The following is a 23,176-nucleotide window of genomic DNA, read 5'->3' as shown; positions in this document are numbered from 1 at the left end:
GCACAATGATCTCTATTATCTATTTACTGCTCTTGATGCTCTTGCAGCTTTACTTCTCCTCCTGCTTCGCCATCGCTGCCTTCAGCAGATCACCTAGACTGTTTCCAATTGGCTCCTGCTTCTCGTATTTCTTAATCAAATTCCGTGTCTCATGCTTGCGCGCCTTGCCCCCGCCCTCTTCCAGCTTCTCTGTAATGTTGCATGCGAGACATTGTACATACTTGCCTGCCTTGCCGATCTTGAACTCCATCTTCTTATGGCACTGCGGACAGCGGCGATTCGATAGCTGCTTCTCGTCAGAGCGCTTATATTCGCAAGACTTGCTGGAACAGATAAGGCGTGTTCCGCGTTTCGACTTCCGTTCCATCAGACGCGAACCGCATTCCGGGCAATGACGGTTCGTCAAATTATGCGGTTTGTACTCGGCGCTGCTCGTCTTCACTTCTTTGACCAACTGCTCGGTCATATCCCGAATCTGATTCATGAACGATGATGTGCGCGCTTCGCCGCGGGCAATGCGCTCCAATTCCCGTTCCCATCGTGCAGTAAGCTCCGGTGAACGCAGCTGTTCAGAGGTAAGGCGAATCAACTGCTCTCCCTTGCCAGTCGGTTGAAGTGAAGCTCCTTGGCGCTCAATTGTATCCGAAGATACCAGCTTCTCAATAATATCCGCACGAGTTGCTGGCGTACCAAGACCGTGCTTCTCCATCTGTGTCAGCAATGTCGCTTCCGTATAGCGTGCCGGCGGCTTAGTGCGGTCTCTGCGCGTCATGACCCGCTTGACTGCAAGCTTATCCCCTTGCGTCAAGCTCGGGAGACGCTGATCCTTATTCCACGCCGATTGATTGTCGTGCTCTTGATCCTCATTCGAGGACGCATCATCCCAATCGCCTTCATAGGCTTGGCGCCAGCCGCTGTCCAGCATCGTACGGCCCTTCGCATATAGGCGTTCGCCGCCAATCTCGATGGTAACTGCGACTTGCTCGTACTTCGCTGCGGGCAGGAACAGTGCCAGATAGCGCCGCGCGATCAGGTCATACAGCTTGCGCTCATCCGTAGACAACGCTGACAACCGCAGCGGCTCATCAGTTGGAATGATCGCATGGTGATCCGTTACCTTGCTGTCGTCCACAATACGCTTCGTAACAGACAGACTGCCGCGCATGAGTGACTTCGCAACCGCGGCATATGGACCAATCGCCATCGCGCTCAATCGCTCCTTCAATGTACCGACCATATCTGAGGACAAGTACCGGCTGTCCGTTCGCGGATACGTGACGAGTTTATGCTGCTCATACAGACGCTGCAGTACATTCGAGGTTTGCTTGGCTGAGAATCCATAACGGCGGTTCGCATCCCGCTGCAGTTCCGTTAGATCATAAGCAAGCGGGTGCGGCTCACTCTTCGTAGACTTCTTCAGTTCCGTCACGACCGCTTGCCGACCATTCTGCAGCTTAGCTGCTGTTGCCTGCGCCGACTGTTCGTTGAAGATGCGGCCATCTCCATTCGCACCGCGCCATACCGCTTCGAAACCGCCGCAATCGACGTGAATGGTGTCATACTCTTCAGAGCGGAAATTCTTGATCTCCTGTTCGCGCGACATCATCATCGCAAGCGTTGGCGTCTGTACACGCCCTGCGGATAATGGAGTCTCGAACTTGCAGGTTAAGGCGCGAGTCACATTCAAGCCGATCAGCCAATCCGCCTCTGCACGGCAGCGAGCAGACTCATACAGCCGATCGAATTGATTGCCTGGCTTCAGCTGGCGGAATCCTTCCTTAATCGCCTTATCCGTCTGCGACGAGATCCATAGGCGGCGGAACGGCTTGTTCCACTTCACCATTTCCATGACCCAGCGCGCCAAGAGTTCTCCTTCCCGGGCGGCATCTGTCGCAACGATCAGTTCCTTAATATCCTGTCGCTTACACAGCTGCTGAACAACCTTAAATTGATGAGACGACTCCCGCAGCACCTTTAGCTTCATCTTCTGCGGGATCATCGGTAAGTCTTCTAGATTCCATGTCTGATACTTCTTATCATAGTCTTCTGGCTCCGCCAATCCAACCAAATGGCCTAATGCCCATGTGACAACATAGTCAGGCCCTTCAAAATATTGTTTATGAGACGTGCGGCATCCAAGCACTCGGGCAATCTCACGACCGACCGACGGCTTCTCTGCAAGTACGAGTGATTTCATACATCCATTCCTTCCCTTCATTCTGCTGCCCCTATTATAGCATGACCTTCAACCGACTTCTGGCTTCTGATATGATAAGGGTGTTGTGTTTAGCAATTTGCATGGCATATGTAGGGAAAGGAGAAACTAAAGTTATGTCGTTCAACGCCTTTCAGCTGAAGCTGCTTGCAGCCATGCTCATGACATTGGATCATATACAGGCATACTTTCCGAACTCCGTACCTCTCGCTTTTCATTGGCTCGGCCGCATATCAGCCCCCATCTTTTTCTTCCTGCTTATCGAAGGCTATACATACACCCGCAATCGGAAGCGTTATATGCTCCGTCTTGCTGCTGGAGCTGCCAGCATGGCTATCGGAAGCACATTGCTCCTCCAGTTGCTGCCCGGCGGCTCGATCCCGAACAATATTTTTCTATCAATGCTCGGGGCGCTAGTCCTACTGGCATCCTATGAATGGTCGCTGCGTTCCGAATCCGGTGCTGCAGGATGGATGCTCTGTTGTGCGGTAGCCGCTGCTATGGTTGTTGGCGTCGAATTCAGCTGGCTAGCCGTATCCATGACCCTCGTGTTCTATTTGTTCCGTGGATGCAAGCGTGCGATGGCAATTGCATATATCGCCTCGTCTCTCGTGTTCACAGTTGGGCTCGATTTGTTCGATATGTTCATTTACGGTGGGACAGCGATGTGGGTCAATGAATATAACTTGTGGACCTATTCACAGTGGATGATGGTATTCGCCATTATTCCCATTGGGCTATACAATCAGCGCCGCGGGTATCAGTCCATGTGGGCCAAATATGGATTCTATTTGTATTACCCGCTCCATATCTGGATCCTGTATGCAGGCAGTATTATGTTTGAATGAAGGAAATCTATGAGCCAACGCTGACTAGCTCCCATTCTACAGCGAATTAAGCTGGCATCTACGAACAACAACATCAGAATAGAATTGGAGGATTCAATGTGCGTTTGGATGGTTTCAAATTAAAACTCCTCGGCATGACGCTTATGCTACTTGACCATATGAAGCAGTTTCTGCCGGATATGCCTATATGGTTCGGATGGCTTGGCCGCATTGTCGCTCCGATCTTCTTCTACTTCATTGTAGAAGGCTTCTTCCACACACGGAACCGAGGCAAATACATGCTCCGCTTATTTACATGGGCGGTCATTACCAAGCTTGGCAGCACACTGCTTACGCTCTCCCTGCCAAGTGAGTCTGTCAGCATCATGAACAATATCTTCTTATCCCTACTGCTGGCGCTTCTTCTTCTAACTGCTATCGAATGGACGAAACAGTCTCGCAACTATGCGCTAGGAACCTTGTACATCATTCTTGCTATTATGGGCGGATCAATTACAGAAGCATCCATACTTGGTGTGGCCATGACACTGATCTTCTACCTGTTCCGCGAGCGCAAGAGACTGATGGCATTCGCATACGTAGTCGTAATGCTGCTTATCTCCCTAGAGCTCGGATCGCTCGGCGTCCCAACTGAAGAAGTATTCTCCTATGACAATTTATTTGTCCTGAACTACCAGTGGATGATGATATTCGCAATTATCTCGATACTGCTCTACAACGGAGCACGTGGTTATCATGCCAAGTGGTCCAAGTATATGTTCTATGTATTCTATCCAGCGCATATTTGGATTCTATATACAATCGGAATGCTCATTCGAGGATAAAGGGAGTGGGCTATCTCCTCCAGAGTTATTGAACAGCATGGAGCGGGACTGCCCTGTTTCTGTTGAACGCGATTGGATGGATAACGTGAACAATGAAACACTATGATTTTTCACCTAAATACGACAGCAACCTTCCATTTGGATCGCCTTTGAAAGCACAGCTATCTTGTGTGCAGTTGTTGCGGATGTACAATCAGAGGTACCACCACCCTTATTAGATTGCACACAATTTAATTTTTCAAAATACAATTGCATCTATTCGTGTTCCATGCTATAACTATTACAACAACTATGCCACATCCCTTCCCTCACAGCTGTCACATGTTTGGCGTGACCGATTTGAAGGAATGAAGCGTGTATGTACGTGTAAACTGCCATTCATCATTTCATCTCAATGATGACAACAAAGGAGAGAACGAATAATGACTACGGTATATGATTATTCCGTTAAGAAGCCTAATGGAGAAGTAACATCGTTGGATAGCTATGAAGGTCATGTGATCCTTATCGTCAATACTGCCAGCAAATGCGGCTTCACCCCTCAATTTACTGAGCTTCAGCAATTGTATGATCAGTATAAGGACAAAGGGTTGGTCGTTCTCGGGTTCCCTTGTGACCAGTTCGGCAATCAAGAGTTTGGAGACATGAAGGAGACGATGGAGTTCTGCCAATTGAATTATGGCGTCAACTTCCCTATGTTTGCGAAGGTAGATGTGAAGGGCGACAATGCAGAACCACTGTTCCAACACTTGGTGACAGAGAAAAAGGGGCTGCTGGGAAGCACTGACATTAAGTGGAACTTCACGAAGTTTCTCATCGACCGCAAGGGCATTGTCGTGAAGCGATATGCACCGCAGACGTCCCCATCTAAGCTGAAGGAAGATATAGAAGCCTTGCTGTAAGGCACAACAGGAGATGAAACCATGACTTCAAAGCCGGACAACACCATGCAGCCTAGCGACATGCTCAAGCTGGATCAACAGCTCTGCTTCGCCATCTACGCAGCATCCAAGGAAGTAACGAAGCTCTATCGGCCTATGCTGGAGAAGCTGGAGCTAACTTATCCACAATACATTACACTGCTCGCACTTTGGGAACAGGACAATGTCACCGTTAAGGAGCTTGGTCAGCGACTGTTCCTCGACTCAGGAACATTGACACCTATGCTCAAGCGGATGGAGCAGCAGCAGTTGATTGAGCGGAAGCGGGGCGCACAGGACGAGCGGCAAGTATTCATTACCTTAACGAATAAGGGACGTGACTTGAAGTCAGCTGCCAGCTGCATTCCAGTGGAGCTCGTCAGCAAGGCGGCTGGCGCCGATATTCCAGCTGACAGCTTGATGCGCAATCTTCAGGAGCTTACCGCTTATCTGCAAGCTATCAACCATACGGGCGAATAGTGCGTTGACTTTTGGGAAAGATGCTATATAATGATATCAACAAATTAGATACGGTTATTCGCCAATGAAGAGCATCCAACTCGGAGGCGTTCTCGTCAAGGCGTCGGCTTGCCCGGCGTGCCCTAAGTGAACCGGCACCGCCCGTTACCGCGGAACCAAGAGGATCCTCAGCATGCTTCCGGTGTGCTGTCTGCTTACTTGCAGCGCTGAAGATCAAGTTGGGTGGCACCGCGAGCTAGCGCTCCTCGTCCCAATCGGATGAGGAGCGCTATTTGTATTTCTATTCGTACCACATCACTCGCGGTAAAGGAGACGGTTCACATGCTAGATATGAAATGGGTTCGCAATCATCCAGAGGAGGTGCAGCTGGCAGCTCGGCAAAAAGGAATAGACTTCAATGTTCAGGAACTGCTTGCAGGCGATCAGCTTCGCCGAGAGCTGCTGCAGAACACGGATGCCTTGCGACAGGAGCGCAATACCCTGACCTCTCGGATCGCAGCAGCGATGCGTCTAGGAGAACAGCAGAACGAAGTTGACACATGGAAGGCGCAAGTACGCCAATGCAACGACAAGCTCGCACAATTCGAAGCGAAGCTAACTGAGACTGAGCAGCAGTTCAATCGCCTACAGCTTCTGGTGCCGAACATCACATCTGCGGATACCCCGGTCGGCGCTTCGGATGAGGATAATATAGAGGTGCGACAGGTCGGGGAAATCCCCAGCTTCGAATTCCCACTGCTTGATCATGTCGAGCTTGGCGAGCAGCTAGGTCTTATCGATCTTCGCCGTGGGGTTAAGGTGGCAGGCTCTCGCGGCTACTATCTGAAAAATGCTGGACTGCTTCTTCATCGTGCTGTACAGCAGCTCGCACTCGACCTGCTCATGGATCATGGGTTCACTGTGATGGATGTTCCACTTATGGTTCGTCAGGACGCGCTCGTCGGTACCGGATTCTTCCCGCTTGGCGAGGATCAATGCTATGCCCTGCCGGAGGATGGCCTGTGGCTTGTCGGCACATCGGAAGTAAGCCTCGTCTCCTATTATAGCAACGAAATTGTAGACGTCACCGAGCCGATTCGCATGGCTGGCGTATCTGCCTGCTTCCGGCGCGAAGTAGGCTCCGCGGGCCGAGATGTTCGCGGCCTATACCGCGTCCATCAATTTGCAAAGGTTGAGCAAGTCATCATAGCACCGAATGATGCCGAGATGTCGAATCAGCTGTTGGAGGAAATGGTAGGCTACTCGGAAGCCATCCTGCAAGCGTTGGAGCTTCCTTACCGTGTAATGGCGGTATGTACCGGGGATATGTCGCAGAAGACGCATAAGCAATATGATATCGAGACATGGATGCCGTCACGTCATCAATTTGGAGAGACACATTCTGCTTCGAACTTGCTTGATTTCCAAGCTCGCCGCTGCAACATTCGCTATCGCGACGAAGCGGGAGATCTCCAATATTGCCATACGCTGAACAATACAGCGGTAGCCAGCCCACGCATTCTTATCCCACTACTGGAGAATCACCAGCAGGCTGATGGAACCATTCGCATTCCAAAAGCCCTGCAGCCGTATATGCGTGGTATGGAAGTAATCAAGCCGCAATAAATTACAAGAAGGCCGCTGGAGATCATACCTCCAGCGGCCATGCTTCCTTGCCTTATGGGAAATGCAGTCCTCTTCCCTTCCCCTTGCGGCGGCTGAACAAGCCTGCGATGAGGAACAATAAGACGACGAGCACAACCCCAATCGAGTCTACCGCGACGTCAATCGCATGTCCGGTTCGATTCGGGACGAAGCTCTGATGCCACTCATCGGATGCTGCATATGCAACAGAAATGACGGCGCCAATGACAATAGCCATCCAACGTTCCCATCTCATAGCGAGCAATGTTCGAATGACAAGAAAAGCTAATATCGCATATTCCGCTACATGTGCTCCCTTGCGAATGAAAAACTCCACAAAATCATAAGGCTGCTTCCATGTCACCAAACCGCCATCATACGTAAACTCAATATGCGGCAGCCACTGCTCCAGTATCGACAGCGGCAGCCAGGCCGCGAGTGTCGGCCGTAGATCCTGATCCGCATACGTCTGGGAAGACTTATAGAAAATAAAAGCCATCCATGCTACTGTGGTAAGCAGCCACCATACCATTTGCTTATTCCGTACCTTCATGTGTACTCCTTCCTTACATGCGCTCCTCCAAGAGAGGTCGCACATCCGTCCGCTTCTCTCCTCGAATAGACATTACTGCGTCGGCATTTGATCGCAGCTTCATCTTCACCTCGAACTTGCCAAGCTCCGTCGAACGGCCTTGCGCGTCTATTTTACCATACGTAACGAAATCCTCTACGGGGAAGGAATGACGGAAGTATACCATCGCTGAGCCGAAGTCTGGCTTGCTTCCGATTTCTTCAATAACCTTATCCGCAGTCGTACCCGTTCTCCCCTGCCATATGACCTCGGCCAATCCATCCTCTGAAATCGTAATGATGCTTGTAACATCCTTAATATGATAGCGGTAGCGAAGCGCCTCCCCTTCTGGGAACACAATATTCGCCTCGAAACCTTCTGACCGCGGCTTGATCTCCCGGTTCGGATAGACAAGCGGCAGACGCAGCGCTTCCTGTCGGGCTGTTTCCAGGTCTCCCGCCCGTATCAACTCGTCACGCTTCACCCGCTCCGGTGTGCGAATGATGGCGGCCCTCTTCTTCACATCCCATTTGACCTTGCCACCGAGCGCTTCACTAATGAATCGCAGCGGCACATAAGTATGGCCCTCTATTATTCGAACAGGGGCATCAAGCGCCACCTTTTTCCCATTTACCCAAGCGATAGGCTGTTCTGCAACCAGCTTAATCGTACGTGATTTATCGGCAGAGTATACCCATACCGTTTTGGCAGCTGAATCCCATTTGTAGGTGATATCCTGCATGCCTTTATTGCCATCCTGAATGAAATAGCTATAATCATCAAATGCAAACAGCGGAACGACGATATGCTGCTGATCCCATCGCCACTCCGTTATATCGTATCCATTGAAGTACACCTTCGTCTGCTGCTTAGCGGATGGTGCTGCTTGTTCGGCCTGTGCCTGCATTGAGGAACCGAACCATACCAACATGCTTATCATGATGAGCAGCCACTTTCTCATATTCGTTCCGCTCCTTTCACAATCTTTACTTTCCTTAGGGATTCTACTTCTTTAGACATATCCCTGCTAGAAAAAGTTTCAAATTTCGACGAAAGACGAGTATAATGAGGCTCCAATCATTACTATGTTAGCAATATTTAATGTCTTGCAAGGAAACATGCAAATGAACAATCACTGTTCAATTTCTTCTGATGACCTAGCAATGATAGTATGCTCATGTCCTTCGAACGAAATCTGCATAGCACATCGCCAAAAAAGCTCTGTCATTCGACAGAGCTAGTTCGAACATAATTTGTTATTCATACCACTATCGTTCATGTGCCATGCTTGCTATTTCTTCATTGCACATCGCAGCATCCATTTGCGTTCCTTGCGCTTCATATATCGAGGCAGTCCCCGGTAAATATGGATGCCCTCTTCCCATGCCTTCTTCGCATCTTCCTTCTGCCCCATCTGCTCATACAACACACCAAGCCGATAGTAAGCTTCGCAAGAGGAAGCGTGAATATCTTGAAAAGACTGCAAGTAAGCTACAGCCTTCGCCTTATCCGAATTGGAATATATCGCAGCGAGCCGCAAATAGGGCTGCCCGTATTTGACTCGGGGATTCAATTCTAATGCGCGAACAATAGCTGCTTCTCCCAACTCATTGTCCCCTGTATGTAAATAGCAGGTTCCTAGATCATCCCAATACTCTGCTGATTGCTCCATTCGCTCCTGCAATGGTTCGAGATATTCGCGCGCTTCACGATAGCGTTTGCGTTCCATCAGCAGCCTTGCTAGTTCATGCTTGGATGACACATCATGGGGATTCGCCACCAGCTGCTGCCGGAGCTTCGAAGTCCGACTCCATCTCTTAAGCGGTTGGAAGATACTCGGGGATAATCCAATGAACTGCCGATCAACGAAGTATACAATCATTAGCAATACGATGATCGCAAGAAATGGATTGCCAAGCAGCCAAGTAAGCATTCCGAAGGCTAGTAATTTACTCAACGTTGTTTCACACCCTCTACTAAGGATGCAACTATCATACCATATTTTGGGGTACCAAAAATAGAATAGATTCTCTTCCTTGCAAATGATGCTGTCTCCATCGATAATAACGGTATTACACAACACCCCCTGCTTATTACAGGGATATGGAGAGGAGCTACACATGATGACCATACGTACAGAGAAAGAAAAAATGATAGCAGGCGACATGTATATGGCCGCAGATGAAGAGCTAGTTAGAGATCGTGAACAAGCGAGACGCCTAACCCGCATGTACAACCAAACGATCGAAACAGACTATAGCGAACGAACAGAAATACTTCAAAAGTTATTCGGTGCCGTTGGTGAAGGCGCATACATTGAACCTACCTTCCGCTGCGATTATGGCTATAACATTTATCTTGGCAAAGGATTCTATGCGAACTTCGACTGTGTAATGCTGGATGTATGCGAGATTCACATTGGGGACAACTGCTTCCTCGCACCAGGCGTTCATATCTATACTGCGACTCACCCATTGGATCCCATGGAGCGAATCTCTGGCGTTGAATTCGGCAAGCCAGTTACAATTGGAGATCGCGTATGGATTGGCGGTCGCGCGGTCATTAATCCAGGCGTCAATATCGGCAATAATGTTGTTGTAGCATCCGGTGCAGTGGTTACGAAGGATGTACCGGACAACGTTGTCGTTGCTGGCAACTCTGCACGAATTATTAAGCATATTGAAGTCTAGCATGATGATAGAACAGGTCCCGAACCAGTAAAGGTCGAGGCCTTCATTGCTTTGTAATAGGACATACGGACGCTCCGATAAAAGATATATCCACCTTACCAGCAACCCATTTGCTAAAATCGCAAAAAGAGCCTCTCCTGAACGGAAAGGCTCTCTGTCATCATGTATGAATTATCTTATACCTGAAGCAGCGTCAAAATAATGGACGTTAATCCGAAGCACAGATTAACTAAGCACAACACGGCCACAACCTGCTTCTGATTCAGACCGCCTGCCAGCAGCCGGTAATGAGCTTGTGTAGCATCGGCTTTGTAAACAGGCTGGCCATTCAGCATCCGACGAATGACAACGAATACGTTATCAAGAATCGGAACCCCTAAAGCCAAAATCGGAATGAACAAGGACAATACGGTCGCCTGCTTGAAGGCACCATCCAAGGCAATTACGCCGAGAATAAAACCTAAGAACGTCGCACCTGCATCCCCCATAAACACCTTCGCCGGCGGCTTGTTAAATCGTAAATAGCCAATAGATGCTCCCACGAGAATAATGGCCATCATCGCAGATACATTCTGTCCTTGCGCAAGTGCTACTGCGAACAAAGTTCCACCTGATATCGCCGTTAATCCACCTGCCAGACCATCCATTCCATCCGTGAAGTTAATCACGGTTGTCACACCGAAGATCCACATAACGGTCAAAATGCACTGCAGCCATGCTGGCAAGTTTACAAATTCATGCGTGAATGGGTTCGTAAAGCCTTCGAAGGTGATCCCTGATAGATACACGATAACTGCCGCGCATATTTGTACGAGCAGCTTCGGCAGTGCTGGGAACTCCTTGCCATGCGTCTTGTACCAGTCATCAACGGTGCCGATTGCCAGAATCAACAACCCGCCGCTAATAATCGCGATGGACTCGATCGCAGAATTCCGGACAAAAATAACATAGGATACAATAAATGCGATAAATATGGCAATGCTCGCCGTAAGCGGGATCGGCTCCCGATGAATTTTCCGTTCATTGTCCGGCATGGGCTTGTCCACAAAATCAATGCGGAATGCAAGCTTGCGCAGTGGAGGTATCAAAAACATCACGATACATGAAGAGATCAGAAAAGCTAATAAATAATACATACCTTCCTCCTGTAATCATGCGTTAATCAGACATAATCAGTAATCTTACTGAATCAAACTTTGCAACTATAACTCATATTATCATGAATAATAGCGGATATTGAAATTAAATTTTTTTTATCTAGGTCCTGTCACACCGAAGCCTCCCGTTTATAGGCTTGGCACAGCTTCCTATGCTATCATTACGGTAAGCAGCATACACATCAACCATAAAGTCAATAGGTGAACAATATAGAAAGGTGTGAGTCTTCTATGCAATATCGCAAACTGGGCAAGACAGGAATGAAGGTGTCGGTGATTGGCGTAGGTACTTGGCAATTCGGCGGGGAATGGGGACATGATTATACCCAATCAGAAGTTGATCGTATCCTACATAAAGCGAAAGATCTTGGCATTAACTTCATTGACACGGCTGAATGCTACGGAGACCACTTGTCTGAATCATTCATTGGGGATTACTTGAGCCGGGACAACCGCGAGGATTGGGTCGTGGCAACGAAGTTCGGCCATCATTTCCATTCCCACATGAACCGGACGAATCAGTATGGCGCGCCAGAGGTGCTGAAGCAGCTTGATGATTCCTTGCGTGCACTCAAGACCGAGTACATCGATTTATACCAATTCCATTCGGGCGATGACGAGGCGTTCAACAATGACGCGCTCTGGACCATGCTGGACAAGCAGAAGGAAGCGGGTAAAATTCGCCATATCGGTCTATCCTTGAACAAAAGCAACAGTATGCATCAGACTACCAATGCAGCCGATATAGGCGCAAGCGTCATTCAAGTCGTCTATAACCGACTTGATCGAGGCCCCGAGCAGGATGTGTTCCCTTCCTGCACTCAGCAGAACCTGGGCGTTCTTGCACGTGTTCCACTCGCTAGCGGCTTGTTAAGCGGCAAATACAAGCCAGGCACATCCTTCGCCGACAATGATGTGCGGCATCGCCATGAGCAGCAGTTCATTGATGACCGTCTGCAGCAAGCCGAGCACATTCGCCAGTCCGAGGTACCTGAAGGAGTAAGCTTAGCAGAGTGGGCGCTCGCTTGGTGCTTGCGTCATGATGCGGTTACAAGCGTCATTCCAGGCTGCAAGAACGAAGCCCAAGTCGAGGCCAATGCGAGAGCTGCACGACTCGTATCTGCGGATCATCCGCAGCTCTGGCAGAACTAATATTGCCAATATCCTGTACCATCCGCATCTGGGAACCGTGCAGCATCAGCGACGAGAGGCATGCATGCCTCTCGTTTTTTTATGCATTAAAATGTGCCTCTCTTCGCTTTTTACAGCTTGCCGATTTTCAGGCAGTTCGTCAGTTCAACAAAATGTGTGATCATTTTAATATTTTTTCGTAAATTACTTACTTTATTATAGTTAATGTGATATGATCTTTTCACTACCAATTAAAACGGATGATAAATAGACCAGGAGATGATACATATGCACGATGTAGAAACGATCGTTAAACAAAGACGTTCCGCGAACAAGTTCTTGAAGGATGTCGAAATCTCGGAAAAGGAACTTACCGAAATGTTCTCGCTCACGAAGTTCGCTCCATCCGCCTTCAATCTGCAACATACACATTATGTGGCAGTTACGGATAAAGACAAAATGAATATGCTGTACGAGGCTGCATTCAAACAATATAAAGTGTTGACCGCATCGGCTGTCATAGTTGTACTCGGTGATTTGGATGCCTATAAGCATGTTGCCGCCATGAATGAGGGGCTGCTCAATCTTGGTGTCATCAGCCAACAGGAATACGATCAAATCGTAAGCAGTACGACGGACTTCTATCTTAATCGCGGGGAGTCCTTCCGTCACGAAGATGCCGTACGCAATGCCAGCCTCTCTGCCATGCAGTTCATGCTGATTGCCAAGGAAAAGGGCTGGGACACTTGCCCGATGATTGGCTATGATCCGGATAAGGTTCGCAGTGCGCTCAACGTCCCTGATCATCTCGTCCCCGTTATGATGCTCACCATTGGCAAGGAGGATACGTCCAGCCAGCGTCCACGCGGATATCGCAAGCCTGTTCACGAATTCGTTACGTTCCAATCTTTCTAAGCTCCTTAATCCATAATGAAGAAAGCTTCCCGAAACAAGCCGTCTCGGGAAGCTTTTTTAGGTTTGCGATTGTTGTGGACGACCAGCACGATAACAATCCCATGCAGGAGAGCCTATTGGCTCTTCCACATGGGATGATGAATGGACTTACTTTTTCAATTTGCGATTATTGAACCAGAGTGGAATGCGGAACACGAGATTGATGAATAAAACGACGAAGACGAGCACCGCTGCTGCCTTATCGGCAATCTGACTAGCATCCTCTACAATTGCCTCGGATTGTACATACCAGAGATGAACGGCAAGTGTTTCGCCCGGGGAGAACAGATTGAAGTCCCACATCTCTCCGGAAGTACTCAAGCCCGCCGTAAGAATAATAACCGCTGATTCACCGAATGCACGACCTGCTACCAAGCATATGCCCGTAATAATCGCTTGAAGTGCTACGGGTAGAACGACTGTACGAATCGTCTGGAACTTCGTTGTGCCAAGTGCATAGGCTGCATTGCGCAGCTCAGCCGGCACATCGCGAATCGCTTCTTCCGTAACGCGGCACAGCATAGGCAGGTTAAGGAATGCCAAGCTTACTGCCCCGCCTAGTATCGTGAGTCCAACCTGGAAGTACTCTGCAAAGATAGCAAGTCCGAGCAAGCCGAACACGATCGAAGGAACGGATGATAAGGATTCCACGCACATGCGAAGCCCTTCTGTAAAGCGATTTGCAGGCGCATACTCCGCCATATAGATACCCGCCCCAACTCCAATTGGCACAGAGATTAGCAAGGACAAGATCAAGATGTAGAACGAGTTGAACAATACTGTGCCGATCCCGCCCCCCGCATCCATCTCTTCCGGAACCTTCATTAAGAATTCCAAGGTGATGCCAGGCAGCCCCTTGCTCAATATGGTGAACAGCAGCCAGAAGATCAGCATCAGCACCGCTATTCCTAACGCATAGAACAGCCCTGTAGCCGCCTGATTATACAGCTTGGCGCGATTGTTTTGGCCGCTTGCTGTGAACGAACTCATGCGCGAGCGCCCCCTCTCTTGCTAATGAAACGAATAACGACAATCAGCAGGAAGGAGATGAGCAGAAGCAGGAATGCCATCATATGAAGCGCGTAGTTCCATGTAGAATCGAACTCCACGTTCGAGATTTGCATGACGATGTTGCTCGTAAGAACCGCTGTTGGCGTGAATAACGAATCGGCAAGCTGTGCCGTATTCCCGATAACCATAACAACGGCCATCGTTTCTCCAATTGCACGGGTCATACCCAGAATAATTGCTGCAACAATCCCCCGCTTCGCAGCCGGGAGTACAACTCTCATAATGACCTGCAAGCGGGTGGAGCCTAACGCATAAGCCGCTTCCCGATATTTCTTCGGTACGGCTGCAATCGCTTCGTCACTGACCCGGCATATTGTCGGTAATATCATAAGAGATAGAACGAGCGCGGCTGCCAGCAAGCCGTCTCCCAAGTTCTCCCCTGTCCATTCACGAATAAGTGGTATTAAAACTGTCAACCCAAGATAACCATATACAATGGAAGGAATCCCAACCAGCAAGTCGAGCACTGGTCGTACGAACCTTTTGAACCACATTGGAGAGATCTCCACAAGCAGAACGGCCATGCCAACAGAAATCGGAACGGCAATCACCAGGGTTAGCCCTGTTAATAGTAGTGTGTTAATGATAAATGCACCGGCCCCGAATTTCCCATCTTCCGGCGTCCAATCAAGTGATAAGAAGAAATCTGACAGCGAAATGTCGCGGAAGGTCAAAATTCCCGTCTTGCCAATGAAGAAAATGACCAGTCCGAGCACAACACATAAAGCTAAAATGCACAGCAGGAATAAGTACTGGAACAGGCGGTTCGTAAATCGTACCCGTGCATAACGATCGAACCGGCTTTTCTTGGATGTAGTTAGGATATTGGCTCCGGCTACCGGCGCCAGCTCTTGAACAGGCGTGCTCATTCTCGTTCCCCCATAGAACAACCAGCCCCCGACTTCCTGAGGGCTGGCCGTGAATGAAATCTCTTACAGCGAATCGTTCAACTTACTTCATTGCGGAAATTGGAATGAATTTCAATTTTTTCAACGAACCTTGTTGGAACTTCGCACTTTGAATGTATTCGATGAATTCTTTCGTAGCGCCTGTTGGTTGGCCTTTTGTCATGTAGTAGCCATATGCCCATACAGGGTACTTGCCATTGATTACGTTGTCTGAGGAAGCTTCTACGCCGTTGAATTTAACAGCTTTCACATCGCTGTTCACGTATACAAGGTCGATGTAGCCGATTGCGTTAGGCGTTGTTGCAACAGCTGTCTTCATGTCGCCGCTGGAACCAACTTCTTTGTAGTTGTCCTTCTTCTTCGTAATGTCGCCGCCATCCAATGCTTTCAATTGGTAGTTAACGCGCGTACCGGAACCGAAGGAACGAGTGATAACTACGATATCCGCGTTATCGCCGCCAACATCTTTCCAGTTCGTAATTTTGCCGGAGTATATGCCTTTCAACTGTTCAGTTGTCAGGTTGTCTACCTTTACGTTTTTGTTCACGATTGTCGCGAATGGAATTACCGCTACTTTGTGAGCCACTTGACCTTCGAATGCTTTGAATCCTGGAACGTCCATGCTTGCATCCCAGTCGCATGCGCCGATTTCAGCGATGCCTTTCTTAACAGCTTGTGGACCAGTGATAGAGCCTTTACCGGAAGCTGCAACTTTCACTTTTGGATGCAGCTTCTGGAACTCCTTCGCTGCTTGCAATGTCATTGGCAGCAATGCCGTTGAACCATTAATTGTTACTTTGCCTTTCAATTCGTCCTTAGCCAGAGCTGTAGACGCTCCTCCAAAAGCTGAAGATACAAGGAATAAAGATGCGAGAATTGCCAAAGATGCGATTTTTAATTTTCTCATTGTTAATGCTCTCCCTTCGGAACTGTTTATTTCGTTAACGTAACCGCTTGATTATTAGCTACCAATTTCACTTGTCCATCCTCGATAACCGCAACTTGAGAACCGTCTGCGGAAGGGAATACTTCAGTAATCGAACCTTCAGTTGTATACAGCTTCGACTTGGAGCCATCTGCCTTCACCACATAGATGCTCGACTTGCCGTCTTTCTCTGTTGCAGCGATAATCAATTGGCCCTTCGCAGAAATAACAGCAACGGATACATCTACATCAGCTACGAGATCCGATACCTTCTTCTCCTTCGCTTGAACAACCTTCAATACGCTGTTCTCAACCTTACCCTCTGTATCACCGCTCACATAGACAGCTCTTCCGTCTGTCAGCAGGTTCGGATACAGCTTGTTGTCCGACGTAGTTGTCAACTGAACCGGCTTCGCATCCTTCGCAGTCAGATCCAGTGTGAACAACTGGGAGCCTGCTCCGGAGAAGTCGATGGATAAGGAGTCTTCTGTGCTATCCTTGTCATTTTTCGCTACGCCTGTAATGTTAACTGCGTACAGAACCGTCTTGTCATCAGCCGACAGGCGGATGTCCGACTTATTTTCTACTTTATCAGCCAACACGCTTGTAATCTTGCCGCTGTCTACGTTCACGTAAGCGATTTTCTCTTGCTTGTCCCCTTGTACAAAGTACACTTTTTTACCGTCTGCGGACCATGTCAGATCGGTCTTTACGGAAGTATCTTTACCAATTGCTTGTGCAGTTCCAAGGCTCAGATCCATCAAGTACAATTGACTGGACTCATTCGTAAATACGCCCCACTTCAGGTCAGGCGATACTGCTGTGTTTGCTGCGTTCTCGTTAGAAGTCAAAGCATCGTATATCCGGTATGTAGAATTCCATTTATACAATTGAACCGTTCCATCAGATTCGCGAGCAGCTATCACTTCACCGTTGCTGTTCATGCGCGGGGAGCTGAAATCTCCCTCGAGAGGCTTCACACTAACAACATCCAGCTTGCTGCCGGAACCAGATACTTCTCCGCCAAGTGCTTCAACAAGTGCGTTAAGCTCCACGTAGATCACACCTTTTTGCTCTAACGGTGCAACTGAGAAGTTCTTCGTAGCGCCATCAACTTCATAAGCGCCCGAGTTCACTCGAACCGTAATCGTCTGCGCTGGGTTGCCACCAACGAGTGTAATTCCGCTCTTGCTTTCTTGGATATCTGCGCCAAAAATATTGGCGATGTCGCGAACGGAGTACAATACCGTTCCTTTGACATTCAGTGTGCGAATATTGCTGCTTACACCATCAATCCCGATTGACAGATTGGATGCTTTTGCTGCTTCCTTCGTCACTGCTGCGATGCTTACTTGCCCTTTGTTTGCTTCCGCTGCGCTAACAGCACTAGTAGAAATGATCGTAGATAGTGCGAGCGACGTTGCGATGACCGTTAACATGTTACGATTCATGTCTTCACCCTTTTCTCATGGCAATAGGTATTGCAATAGGCTTCTGGAAGTATTTTCACATACGAATGTTAACGGGAATCGTGAGTAATATTTCGGAATTGTAAATTTTCGGATTTACGCAAACAAAAAAAAGCAGCCCTGATTACCCAAGGCCGCCTGCTCCGAATTCTCACGTTTTTCGTTCACTCTACATACATTGCCTGCAGTTCGCTTACTCTGCCAGATTTACACCTAATCCCTTATTCATTAATCCATTGATAGAACCATATCTCGAGTTCATCGTGTCACTACTTCTTCTTGATGTACAGCATTGTATTGCCGCCGCGCATGAATTCATAAGGAACCGTACGTTCCTGTACCTCACAGCCAAGATTCTTGGTCTGCTCGATCACGATGTCTACTTGAGGTGGCCGCTTCCCTGCCAAGTCAATCAACGGGAAAATTCGTACTTCCTCCTTCGCTACACGAAGCAGCTCAACGAGCGTATTGCGGTGAAACGCTTCATCCAGCCGATCTCCGTACATGAAGAGGAAATGTGCGGAGAGAACCACATCAAACTCTCCGTCCTCGAAAGGGAGAGACGGAAGAGTCGCATGAACATACCGATGCGGTTCTTCCCGTCGATGTACTGAGCAGTCCCGCAATGCTTGCAGTCGATGGGCTCGCAAGCCATCGATATCACCGAAGAACCCCCACTCGTATTGTTCAGCAGCATGCGCCATCTGCTCCATCGCATGCGCTACATCCTGTATTCCCTTCCGCTGCAAATCATCAGCAGCATATTCATATGCGATGTCGCATGCCATAACATCAATCCCCTGACGAACTGCCGCTGCGGTGAAGGAACAAGCCCCTGATGGGCAGTCTAATATGCGCTTCCCTTGCAGATCTTCGATGTTCAAATCGAACATGCTGATATATTCATCGTAGGTTCGCCCGATAAATACGATACGCTCCAAATCAAGCTTCATAGCTCTGTCACTCTGTTCAATCCCTGGCATCTTCATCTCTCCCACCTTTTATTCATTTACATCTGCTTGGAATAGGGGCCTAATTGTTTGCCCGTAAAGCGATATGGGGAGTTCGGATTCTTGAGCCACATATTCCCCTTAACGATCAAGACATATACGGCAGCAAGGAAGTAAACCGTCCCAATGATCCAATCAGATGTATGGACAATTCCTGTCGTTGTAATATGAAAAACATACCAGCACCCGACAGGGATGTGCAAGACTAACACAGAGAAGAGTCCGGGATTGTAGAGAGATCCTGCCTTACTATTTGCGAAAATACCATGCCAGATTAATTGAAAGAACCCCATGAACATGGGAGCGAGACCAAGCCATATCACTTCAGGGAACAAGACGGGCAGCAAATAAAACCCATAGGCAATAATCAGGTTAATAATCATAGCCGAATGCGGGTTCAGCGGATAATTGTGAGGATGCTTGCTCTTGAATAGAACTGCATTGAACAAGCCCCCGAAGTATCCGGGCCACCGATATTCTTCGAATTGGTGAACCAGAATTGCCACGAAGCTCAACCACAGCATCACCGTGATGTCAGGAATCGCAGTTCCTCTTACCAACAAATAGATACACACCATGACAGCAACAACCATTCCAAGATCCTGCCAATACTTTCTGAGAACATCCATCTCGATTGCCTCCTATTCGCAGGGACACAGCCTCTGCATGTGTAATGGACTTCATCATCATTGCAAGGTTGCTAGGTTCAAGAACGAGTTACTTCAGGAATGGCATCATTCGAGCAAATGCAAAAAATTCATGATTGTAATCTTGAATCTCGATGGAAATAGCGTGCAAACAACAAGTCAATCTGTGCTTCGACAGACGCAACTGCCACTCCCGTACCGGATTCAAGCAGAGGCTTCATTAAAACAGGGAGAAACACGGCACCGAATAGCTGCATCATCATCATTGTTAATCCTTCATGATTGTCCTCGCGCGTAATCTCTTGAATTGTACGCTGAACTTTGTCAAAGCCGACAGCTTGCAGAAATTGTCCATACTCTTGCTGAGAGGCAAACATGGCAGAGCCAGCAGTAATTGTACGTGAGATAATCGCTGGATATTGTTGAATGACCTGTACATATTGAATCAGGAACAAGCGCAGTCGTTGCAGAGGCTCTATGCTGCGATCATCAAGAATGTTGAACGAGCTGCGGAAGCCCGATAACAATATTTTAATCGCCTCATTGATCAGAGCATCCTTCGATCCGAAGTAGTAGTTGATTAGTGCGATGTTCGTGTTGGAGCGCGACGCTACTTTGCGAATCGTAATCTGCTCAAATTCTTCCTCCTTGATCATATCCAGGGTCGCATTCAAGATCTTCTCCTTCGTCTCTAGCGACTTATCAGGTTGCTTCATTCCTAATCCCTCCCGCACATAATTTAAACAGTGATTTAAACAATGTTTAAATCATCGTTTAACCATATACTACCACTCCTGTTTTATCCAATCAACCCTAATTTGATCCAGTTCCACATTCGCGTCTTCAGATGCGTGTCCCCGTTGCATATCTACGTTTTTCACATAAAATAGAGCTTATATTTACGCGAAATACTTACATGTACTTGAAATATCACTTACATATACTTAAAATCAGAAGTATGAGGTGGAGAATATGTACCAAGAAGAGCGCCTTCTGCGCATATTAACGCATTTAGAAGAGCAAGACACGATGACTGTCGGAGAAATCTGCGCGATGTTCGACATTTCCAGAGATACGGCAAGGCGTGACATCGTGAAGCTGACAGAAAGCGGTGCCGTAACACGTACCCATGGAGGAATTACGCTCCCCCGGCTGGAACAGAAGATTGAAGCCTACGCTGCTCGACTGCATAATGAACCAGACGGCAAGATGCGCATCGGACGCCATGCCGCTAAGCTTGTTCAAGATCACGACATGATCTTTCTGGACGTATCGACCACAGTGCAGTGCATCATACCGCATCTAAAGCCTGCTCACGCAACCGCCGTGACCCATTCGATTGATAATGCTTGTATGTTGGCTGAGCAAGCCACGATACAGACCCATCTATTAGGAGGCATCGTGCAGCCGAAGACAAGACATTTATCTGGCTACTCGACACTAGGCAAGCTGCGTGATTTTCAATTCGATAAGGCGTTCTTAGGCGCAGCAGGCATCTCGGAAGCAGGCATTTATTATCATTATGAAGAAGACATATATATGAAGAGAGAAATTGTTAGCCGTTCAAGACAGACAATCGTACTTGCGGATTATACGAAGCTCGGACATACCCATTACTATCGGGGGCTATCCTTGTCCGACATCGATATTCTCATTACGAACCAGCCACTGTCGCCTGAGCTAGCCAATGCGATGAAGGCCAATCATGTGCAAGTGATCATAATCTCTTAACCCATCAAGGAGGATGAATGCAATGATACGAGCCGTTTTGTTTGACTTTGACGGGACACTAGCTGATACCCTTCCATTAACACTTCATGTGTTTCAAGAAATATTCAAACGATATGACAATCGAATGGTATCGAAGGAGCAAATTATTGCGATGTTCGGCCCGACGGAAGAAGGCATATTGACTGCAAATATGAAATATAGAGGTCTATTGCCTTCCGCCATCGAAGAATATTTTGAAATGTACCGCAATTGGCATCCCAGCCTTGTACATGCTTCACCAGCAATTATTCAGATGCTGCAGCATTTGAAGGAGCATGGCATATCGATCGGCATTATTACAGGCAAAGGGCGGCGAGCGTATGAGATTTCCAGTGAAGCGCTCGGCTTGACTAAGTATGTGGATATCGCCATCACAGGCGATGAAGTAACGAGGCCGAAGCCCGATCCTGAAGGCATTCACGCGGCGCTGGACGCATTACATATTCGCGCCGACGAAGCGATTTGGATCGGTGACAGCAACGCTGATATTCAAGCCGGCCTTGCCGCTAACGTGCATACGATAGGAGCTAAATGGTTCGATACTGTTCAGTCGGCCACATTCGAGACAGCTCCACATGACATCTACTCGAAGCCGGCAGAGCTTATCGAACTGATCGAACAGTCGGTAGAAAACCCAGCTCTCGATTGGAGACAGCTGCATTGGGCCAAGCGGATACAAGCTCTCGCACAGATCGGCTTAACGTACACAGAAAACGCTTACGACCGCGAGCGGTATGAAGAATTGCGCGACATTAGTATCGATATGATGGCTAACTGCACTGAAGCAGATAAGGAACAAATCCGGCTATCCTTCGCAAGCGATACAGGTTACGCAACGCCGAAGGTAGATGTCCGGGGTGTCATCTTCCGTGATGGAGAGCTTCTGCTCGTCAAGGAAAAGGCCGATGGAGCATGGTCTCTTCCCGGCGGATGGGCAGATATCGGCTTCTCTCCATCTGAGGTTGTTGTGAAGGAAATCCAAGAGGAATCCGGCTTCCAAGCAAGAGCCATCCGACTGCTTGCCGTGCTAGATAAGCGGTTCCACCAGCACCCGCCTGAACCGTTTCATGTGTATAAATTATTCATCCTGTGTGACATTATCGGAGGGGAGGCTGCCAGCGGCACAGAAACGAGCGAGGTAGGCTTCTTCCCCGAACATGCGCTGCCGACATTGTCGGCTGAACGCAATACGGAAGCGCAGCTGCGCTTAATGTTCCAGTTGTACCATCATCCCGAACAATCCGTAATCCTGGACTAAGCAGCATATCCATTCTCTGTTCCTGTACCTGAGACGCTTCCTATGCTATTCTATAATCTCATCAACAAAGAATGGAACGGAGTGGCGAAGTTGGCTCAGTTATATTTTCGATACGGCGCAATGAATAGTGGGAAATCCATTGAAATATTGAAGGTTGCCCATAATTATGAAGAGCAGGAGAAGTCCGTATTGATCTTCACCCCTGCTGTAGATGATCGGGACGAGAGCGGTTATATATCTTCTCGCATTGGTCTGCGCCGCAAGGCAATTTCGATCCATGAAGACACTGATTTATTTGAGATCGTACAGCATCATGAAGGACCCATTTCCTGCGTGCTGATTGATGAAGTCCAATTTTTGGATCATGCTCAAATTATGCAGCTTACCCGCATCGTCGATGAACTCGATATTCCTGTTATGGGCTTCGGATTGAAGAATGACTTCCGAAATGAGCTATTTGAGGGCAGCCGTTATATGCTGCTGTATGCGGATAAAATAGAGGAAATGAAAACGATATGCTGGTTCTGTGAACGCAAAGCAACGATGAATCTGCGTGTTGACGCCAATAACCGTCCTCTCTATACGGGAGAGCAAATCGTAATCGGCGGTAACGATACGTACTATCCGGTATGCCGGAAGTGCCATAAAAATCCGCCATTGCAATCCTAGAAACTTATAACGCCCTTGAAGCCACATGCTTCAGGG

Annotated in this window: 23 protein-coding genes; 11 read left to right on the top strand and 12 right to left on the bottom strand. The window is 48.3% G+C overall.

The genetic code is table 11. The features are described from left to right. Window positions 1-49: 49 nt before the first annotated feature. The gene (locus tag RQP50_RS00810) at window positions 50-2,197 is read right to left on the bottom strand and encodes a DNA topoisomerase III (protein ID WP_315742493.1); all 2,148 of its coding nucleotides are present in this window, start codon (window positions 2,195-2,197) and stop codon (window positions 50-52) included. Between the two features lie 134 nt (window positions 2,198-2,331). Between RQP50_RS00810 and RQP50_RS00805 the strand changes: the two genes are divergently transcribed. From RQP50_RS00805 to serS, 5 genes are all read left to right on the top strand, one after another. Then, entirely contained in the window at window positions 2,332-3,063 is a 732-nt protein-coding gene (locus tag RQP50_RS00805) for a TraX family protein (RefSeq protein WP_072727480.1), read from the top strand. Window positions 3,064-3,161: 98 nt separating this feature from the next. Further along, complete coding sequence (locus tag RQP50_RS00800) at window positions 3,162-3,887, top strand: TraX family protein (protein ID WP_315742491.1); 726 nt, start codon at window positions 3,162-3,164, stop codon at window positions 3,885-3,887. Window positions 3,888-4,309: 422 nt separating this feature from the next. Beyond that, window positions 4,310-4,789 (top strand): glutathione peroxidase, encoded by a 480-nt coding sequence (locus RQP50_RS00795; RefSeq protein WP_021254754.1) that lies wholly within the window; start codon window positions 4,310-4,312, stop codon window positions 4,787-4,789. A 21-nt stretch (window positions 4,790-4,810) separates the two neighbouring features. After that, window positions 4,811-5,287, top strand: coding sequence for a MarR family winged helix-turn-helix transcriptional regulator (locus tag RQP50_RS00790; RefSeq protein WP_083544813.1), 477 nt, complete (start codon window positions 4,811-4,813; stop codon window positions 5,285-5,287). Between the two features lie 321 nt (window positions 5,288-5,608). After that, the gene (gene serS, locus RQP50_RS00785) at window positions 5,609-6,892 is read left to right on the top strand and encodes a serine--tRNA ligase (protein WP_072727482.1); all 1,284 of its coding nucleotides are present in this window, start codon (window positions 5,609-5,611) and stop codon (window positions 6,890-6,892) included. Between the two features lie 52 nt (window positions 6,893-6,944). Here serS and RQP50_RS00780 read toward each other — a convergent pair whose 3' ends face one another. The 3 genes from RQP50_RS00780 to RQP50_RS00770 all read right to left on the bottom strand — a co-directional run bounded on the left by RQP50_RS00780 (window position 6,945) and on the right by RQP50_RS00770 (window position 9,438). After that, window positions 6,945-7,463: a VanZ family protein gene (locus RQP50_RS00780; protein ID WP_072727483.1), complete on the bottom strand. Its 519-nt coding sequence runs from the start codon at window positions 7,461-7,463 to the stop codon at window positions 6,945-6,947. Between the two features lie 13 nt (window positions 7,464-7,476). Next, complete coding sequence (locus RQP50_RS00775; protein WP_072727484.1) at window positions 7,477-8,442, bottom strand: copper amine oxidase N-terminal domain-containing protein; 966 nt, start codon at window positions 8,440-8,442, stop codon at window positions 7,477-7,479. Window positions 8,443-8,772: 330 nt separating this feature from the next. Beyond that, on the bottom strand, window positions 8,773-9,438 hold the full coding sequence (locus RQP50_RS00770) for a tetratricopeptide repeat protein (RefSeq protein ID WP_072727485.1): 666 nt from the start codon (window positions 9,436-9,438) through the stop codon (window positions 8,773-8,775). Window positions 9,439-9,604: 166 nt separating this feature from the next. Here RQP50_RS00770 and maa point away from each other — a divergent pair, with 166 nt between their 5' ends. Beyond that, the gene (maa, locus tag RQP50_RS00765) at window positions 9,605-10,171 is read left to right on the top strand and encodes a maltose O-acetyltransferase (protein ID WP_315744506.1); all 567 of its coding nucleotides are present in this window, start codon (window positions 9,605-9,607) and stop codon (window positions 10,169-10,171) included. A gap of 176 nt (window positions 10,172-10,347) precedes the next feature. Here maa and RQP50_RS00760 read toward each other — a convergent pair whose 3' ends face one another. Then, window positions 10,348-11,307, bottom strand: a complete 960-nt coding sequence (locus RQP50_RS00760) for an MraY family glycosyltransferase (RefSeq protein WP_072727486.1) — start codon at window positions 11,305-11,307, stop codon at window positions 10,348-10,350. Between the two features lie 252 nt (window positions 11,308-11,559). On the opposite strand from RQP50_RS00760, the gene RQP50_RS00755 reads away from it, so the two are divergent. Together RQP50_RS00755 and RQP50_RS00750 are read left to right on the top strand one after the other, a co-directional pair. Further along, window positions 11,560-12,480 (top strand): aldo/keto reductase, encoded by a 921-nt coding sequence (locus RQP50_RS00755; protein ID WP_072727487.1) that lies wholly within the window; start codon window positions 11,560-11,562, stop codon window positions 12,478-12,480. Window positions 12,481-12,747: 267 nt separating this feature from the next. Beyond that, window positions 12,748-13,374, top strand: coding sequence for a nitroreductase family protein (locus RQP50_RS00750; RefSeq protein WP_072727488.1), 627 nt, complete (start codon window positions 12,748-12,750; stop codon window positions 13,372-13,374). Window positions 13,375-13,521: 147 nt separating this feature from the next. Here the strand turns inward: RQP50_RS00750 and pstA are convergent, their stop codons facing one another. The 7 genes from pstA to RQP50_RS00715 all read right to left on the bottom strand — a co-directional run bounded on the left by pstA (window position 13,522) and on the right by RQP50_RS00715 (window position 20,159). After that, window positions 13,522-14,403 carry a phosphate ABC transporter permease PstA gene (gene pstA, locus RQP50_RS00745; RefSeq protein WP_072727489.1) on the bottom strand — a complete coding sequence of 294 codons (882 nt, stop codon included), beginning with the start codon at window positions 14,401-14,403 and terminating at the stop codon, window positions 13,522-13,524. After that, entirely contained in the window at window positions 14,400-15,353 is a 954-nt protein-coding gene (gene pstC, locus RQP50_RS00740) for a phosphate ABC transporter permease subunit PstC (RefSeq protein ID WP_065292828.1), read from the bottom strand. The genes pstA and pstC overlap by 4 nt, the downstream gene beginning before the upstream one ends. An 82-nt stretch (window positions 15,354-15,435) precedes the next feature. Next, window positions 15,436-16,299 carry a phosphate ABC transporter substrate-binding protein gene (locus tag RQP50_RS00735; RefSeq protein WP_072727490.1) on the bottom strand — a complete coding sequence of 288 codons (864 nt, stop codon included), beginning with the start codon at window positions 16,297-16,299 and terminating at the stop codon, window positions 15,436-15,438. A 26-nt stretch (window positions 16,300-16,325) separates the two neighbouring features. Next, window positions 16,326-17,768: a stalk domain-containing protein gene (locus RQP50_RS00730; RefSeq protein ID WP_072727491.1), complete on the bottom strand. Its 1,443-nt coding sequence runs from the start codon at window positions 17,766-17,768 to the stop codon at window positions 16,326-16,328. 287 nt (window positions 17,769-18,055) lie between these two features. Next, window positions 18,056-18,769, bottom strand: coding sequence for a methyltransferase domain-containing protein (locus RQP50_RS00725; protein WP_175560585.1), 714 nt, complete (start codon window positions 18,767-18,769; stop codon window positions 18,056-18,058). 26 nt (window positions 18,770-18,795) lie between these two features. Next, window positions 18,796-19,425, bottom strand: a complete 630-nt coding sequence (locus tag RQP50_RS00720; protein WP_072727492.1) for an HXXEE domain-containing protein — start codon at window positions 19,423-19,425, stop codon at window positions 18,796-18,798. A gap of 128 nt (window positions 19,426-19,553) precedes the next feature. After that, on the bottom strand, window positions 19,554-20,159 hold the full coding sequence (locus tag RQP50_RS00715) for a TetR/AcrR family transcriptional regulator (RefSeq protein ID WP_072727493.1): 606 nt from the start codon (window positions 20,157-20,159) through the stop codon (window positions 19,554-19,556). 256 nt (window positions 20,160-20,415) lie between these two features. Between RQP50_RS00715 and RQP50_RS00710 the strand changes: the two genes are divergently transcribed. From RQP50_RS00710 to RQP50_RS00700, 3 genes are all read left to right on the top strand, one after another. Beyond that, window positions 20,416-21,174, top strand: coding sequence for a DeoR/GlpR family DNA-binding transcription regulator (locus RQP50_RS00710; protein ID WP_315742474.1), 759 nt, complete (start codon window positions 20,416-20,418; stop codon window positions 21,172-21,174). 22 nt (window positions 21,175-21,196) lie between these two features. After that, window positions 21,197-22,471 carry an NUDIX hydrolase N-terminal domain-containing protein gene (locus tag RQP50_RS00705; RefSeq protein WP_072727495.1) on the top strand — a complete coding sequence of 425 codons (1,275 nt, stop codon included), beginning with the start codon at window positions 21,197-21,199 and terminating at the stop codon, window positions 22,469-22,471. A 90-nt stretch (window positions 22,472-22,561) separates the two neighbouring features. Continuing rightward, the gene (locus RQP50_RS00700; protein WP_021254773.1) at window positions 22,562-23,140 is read left to right on the top strand and encodes a thymidine kinase; all 579 of its coding nucleotides are present in this window, start codon (window positions 22,562-22,564) and stop codon (window positions 23,138-23,140) included. The last annotated feature ends 36 nt before the right edge of the window (window positions 23,141-23,176 follow it).

Origin of the sequence: Paenibacillus suaedae (assembly GCF_032337355.1) — a bacterium.
In the GTDB taxonomy this organism is placed as follows: Bacteria; Bacillota; Bacilli; order Paenibacillales; family Paenibacillaceae; genus Paenibacillus_B; species Paenibacillus_B suaedae.
The sequence above is the reverse complement of the archived record's forward strand: the minus strand, read 5'-3'. Positions and strand labels throughout refer to the sequence as shown.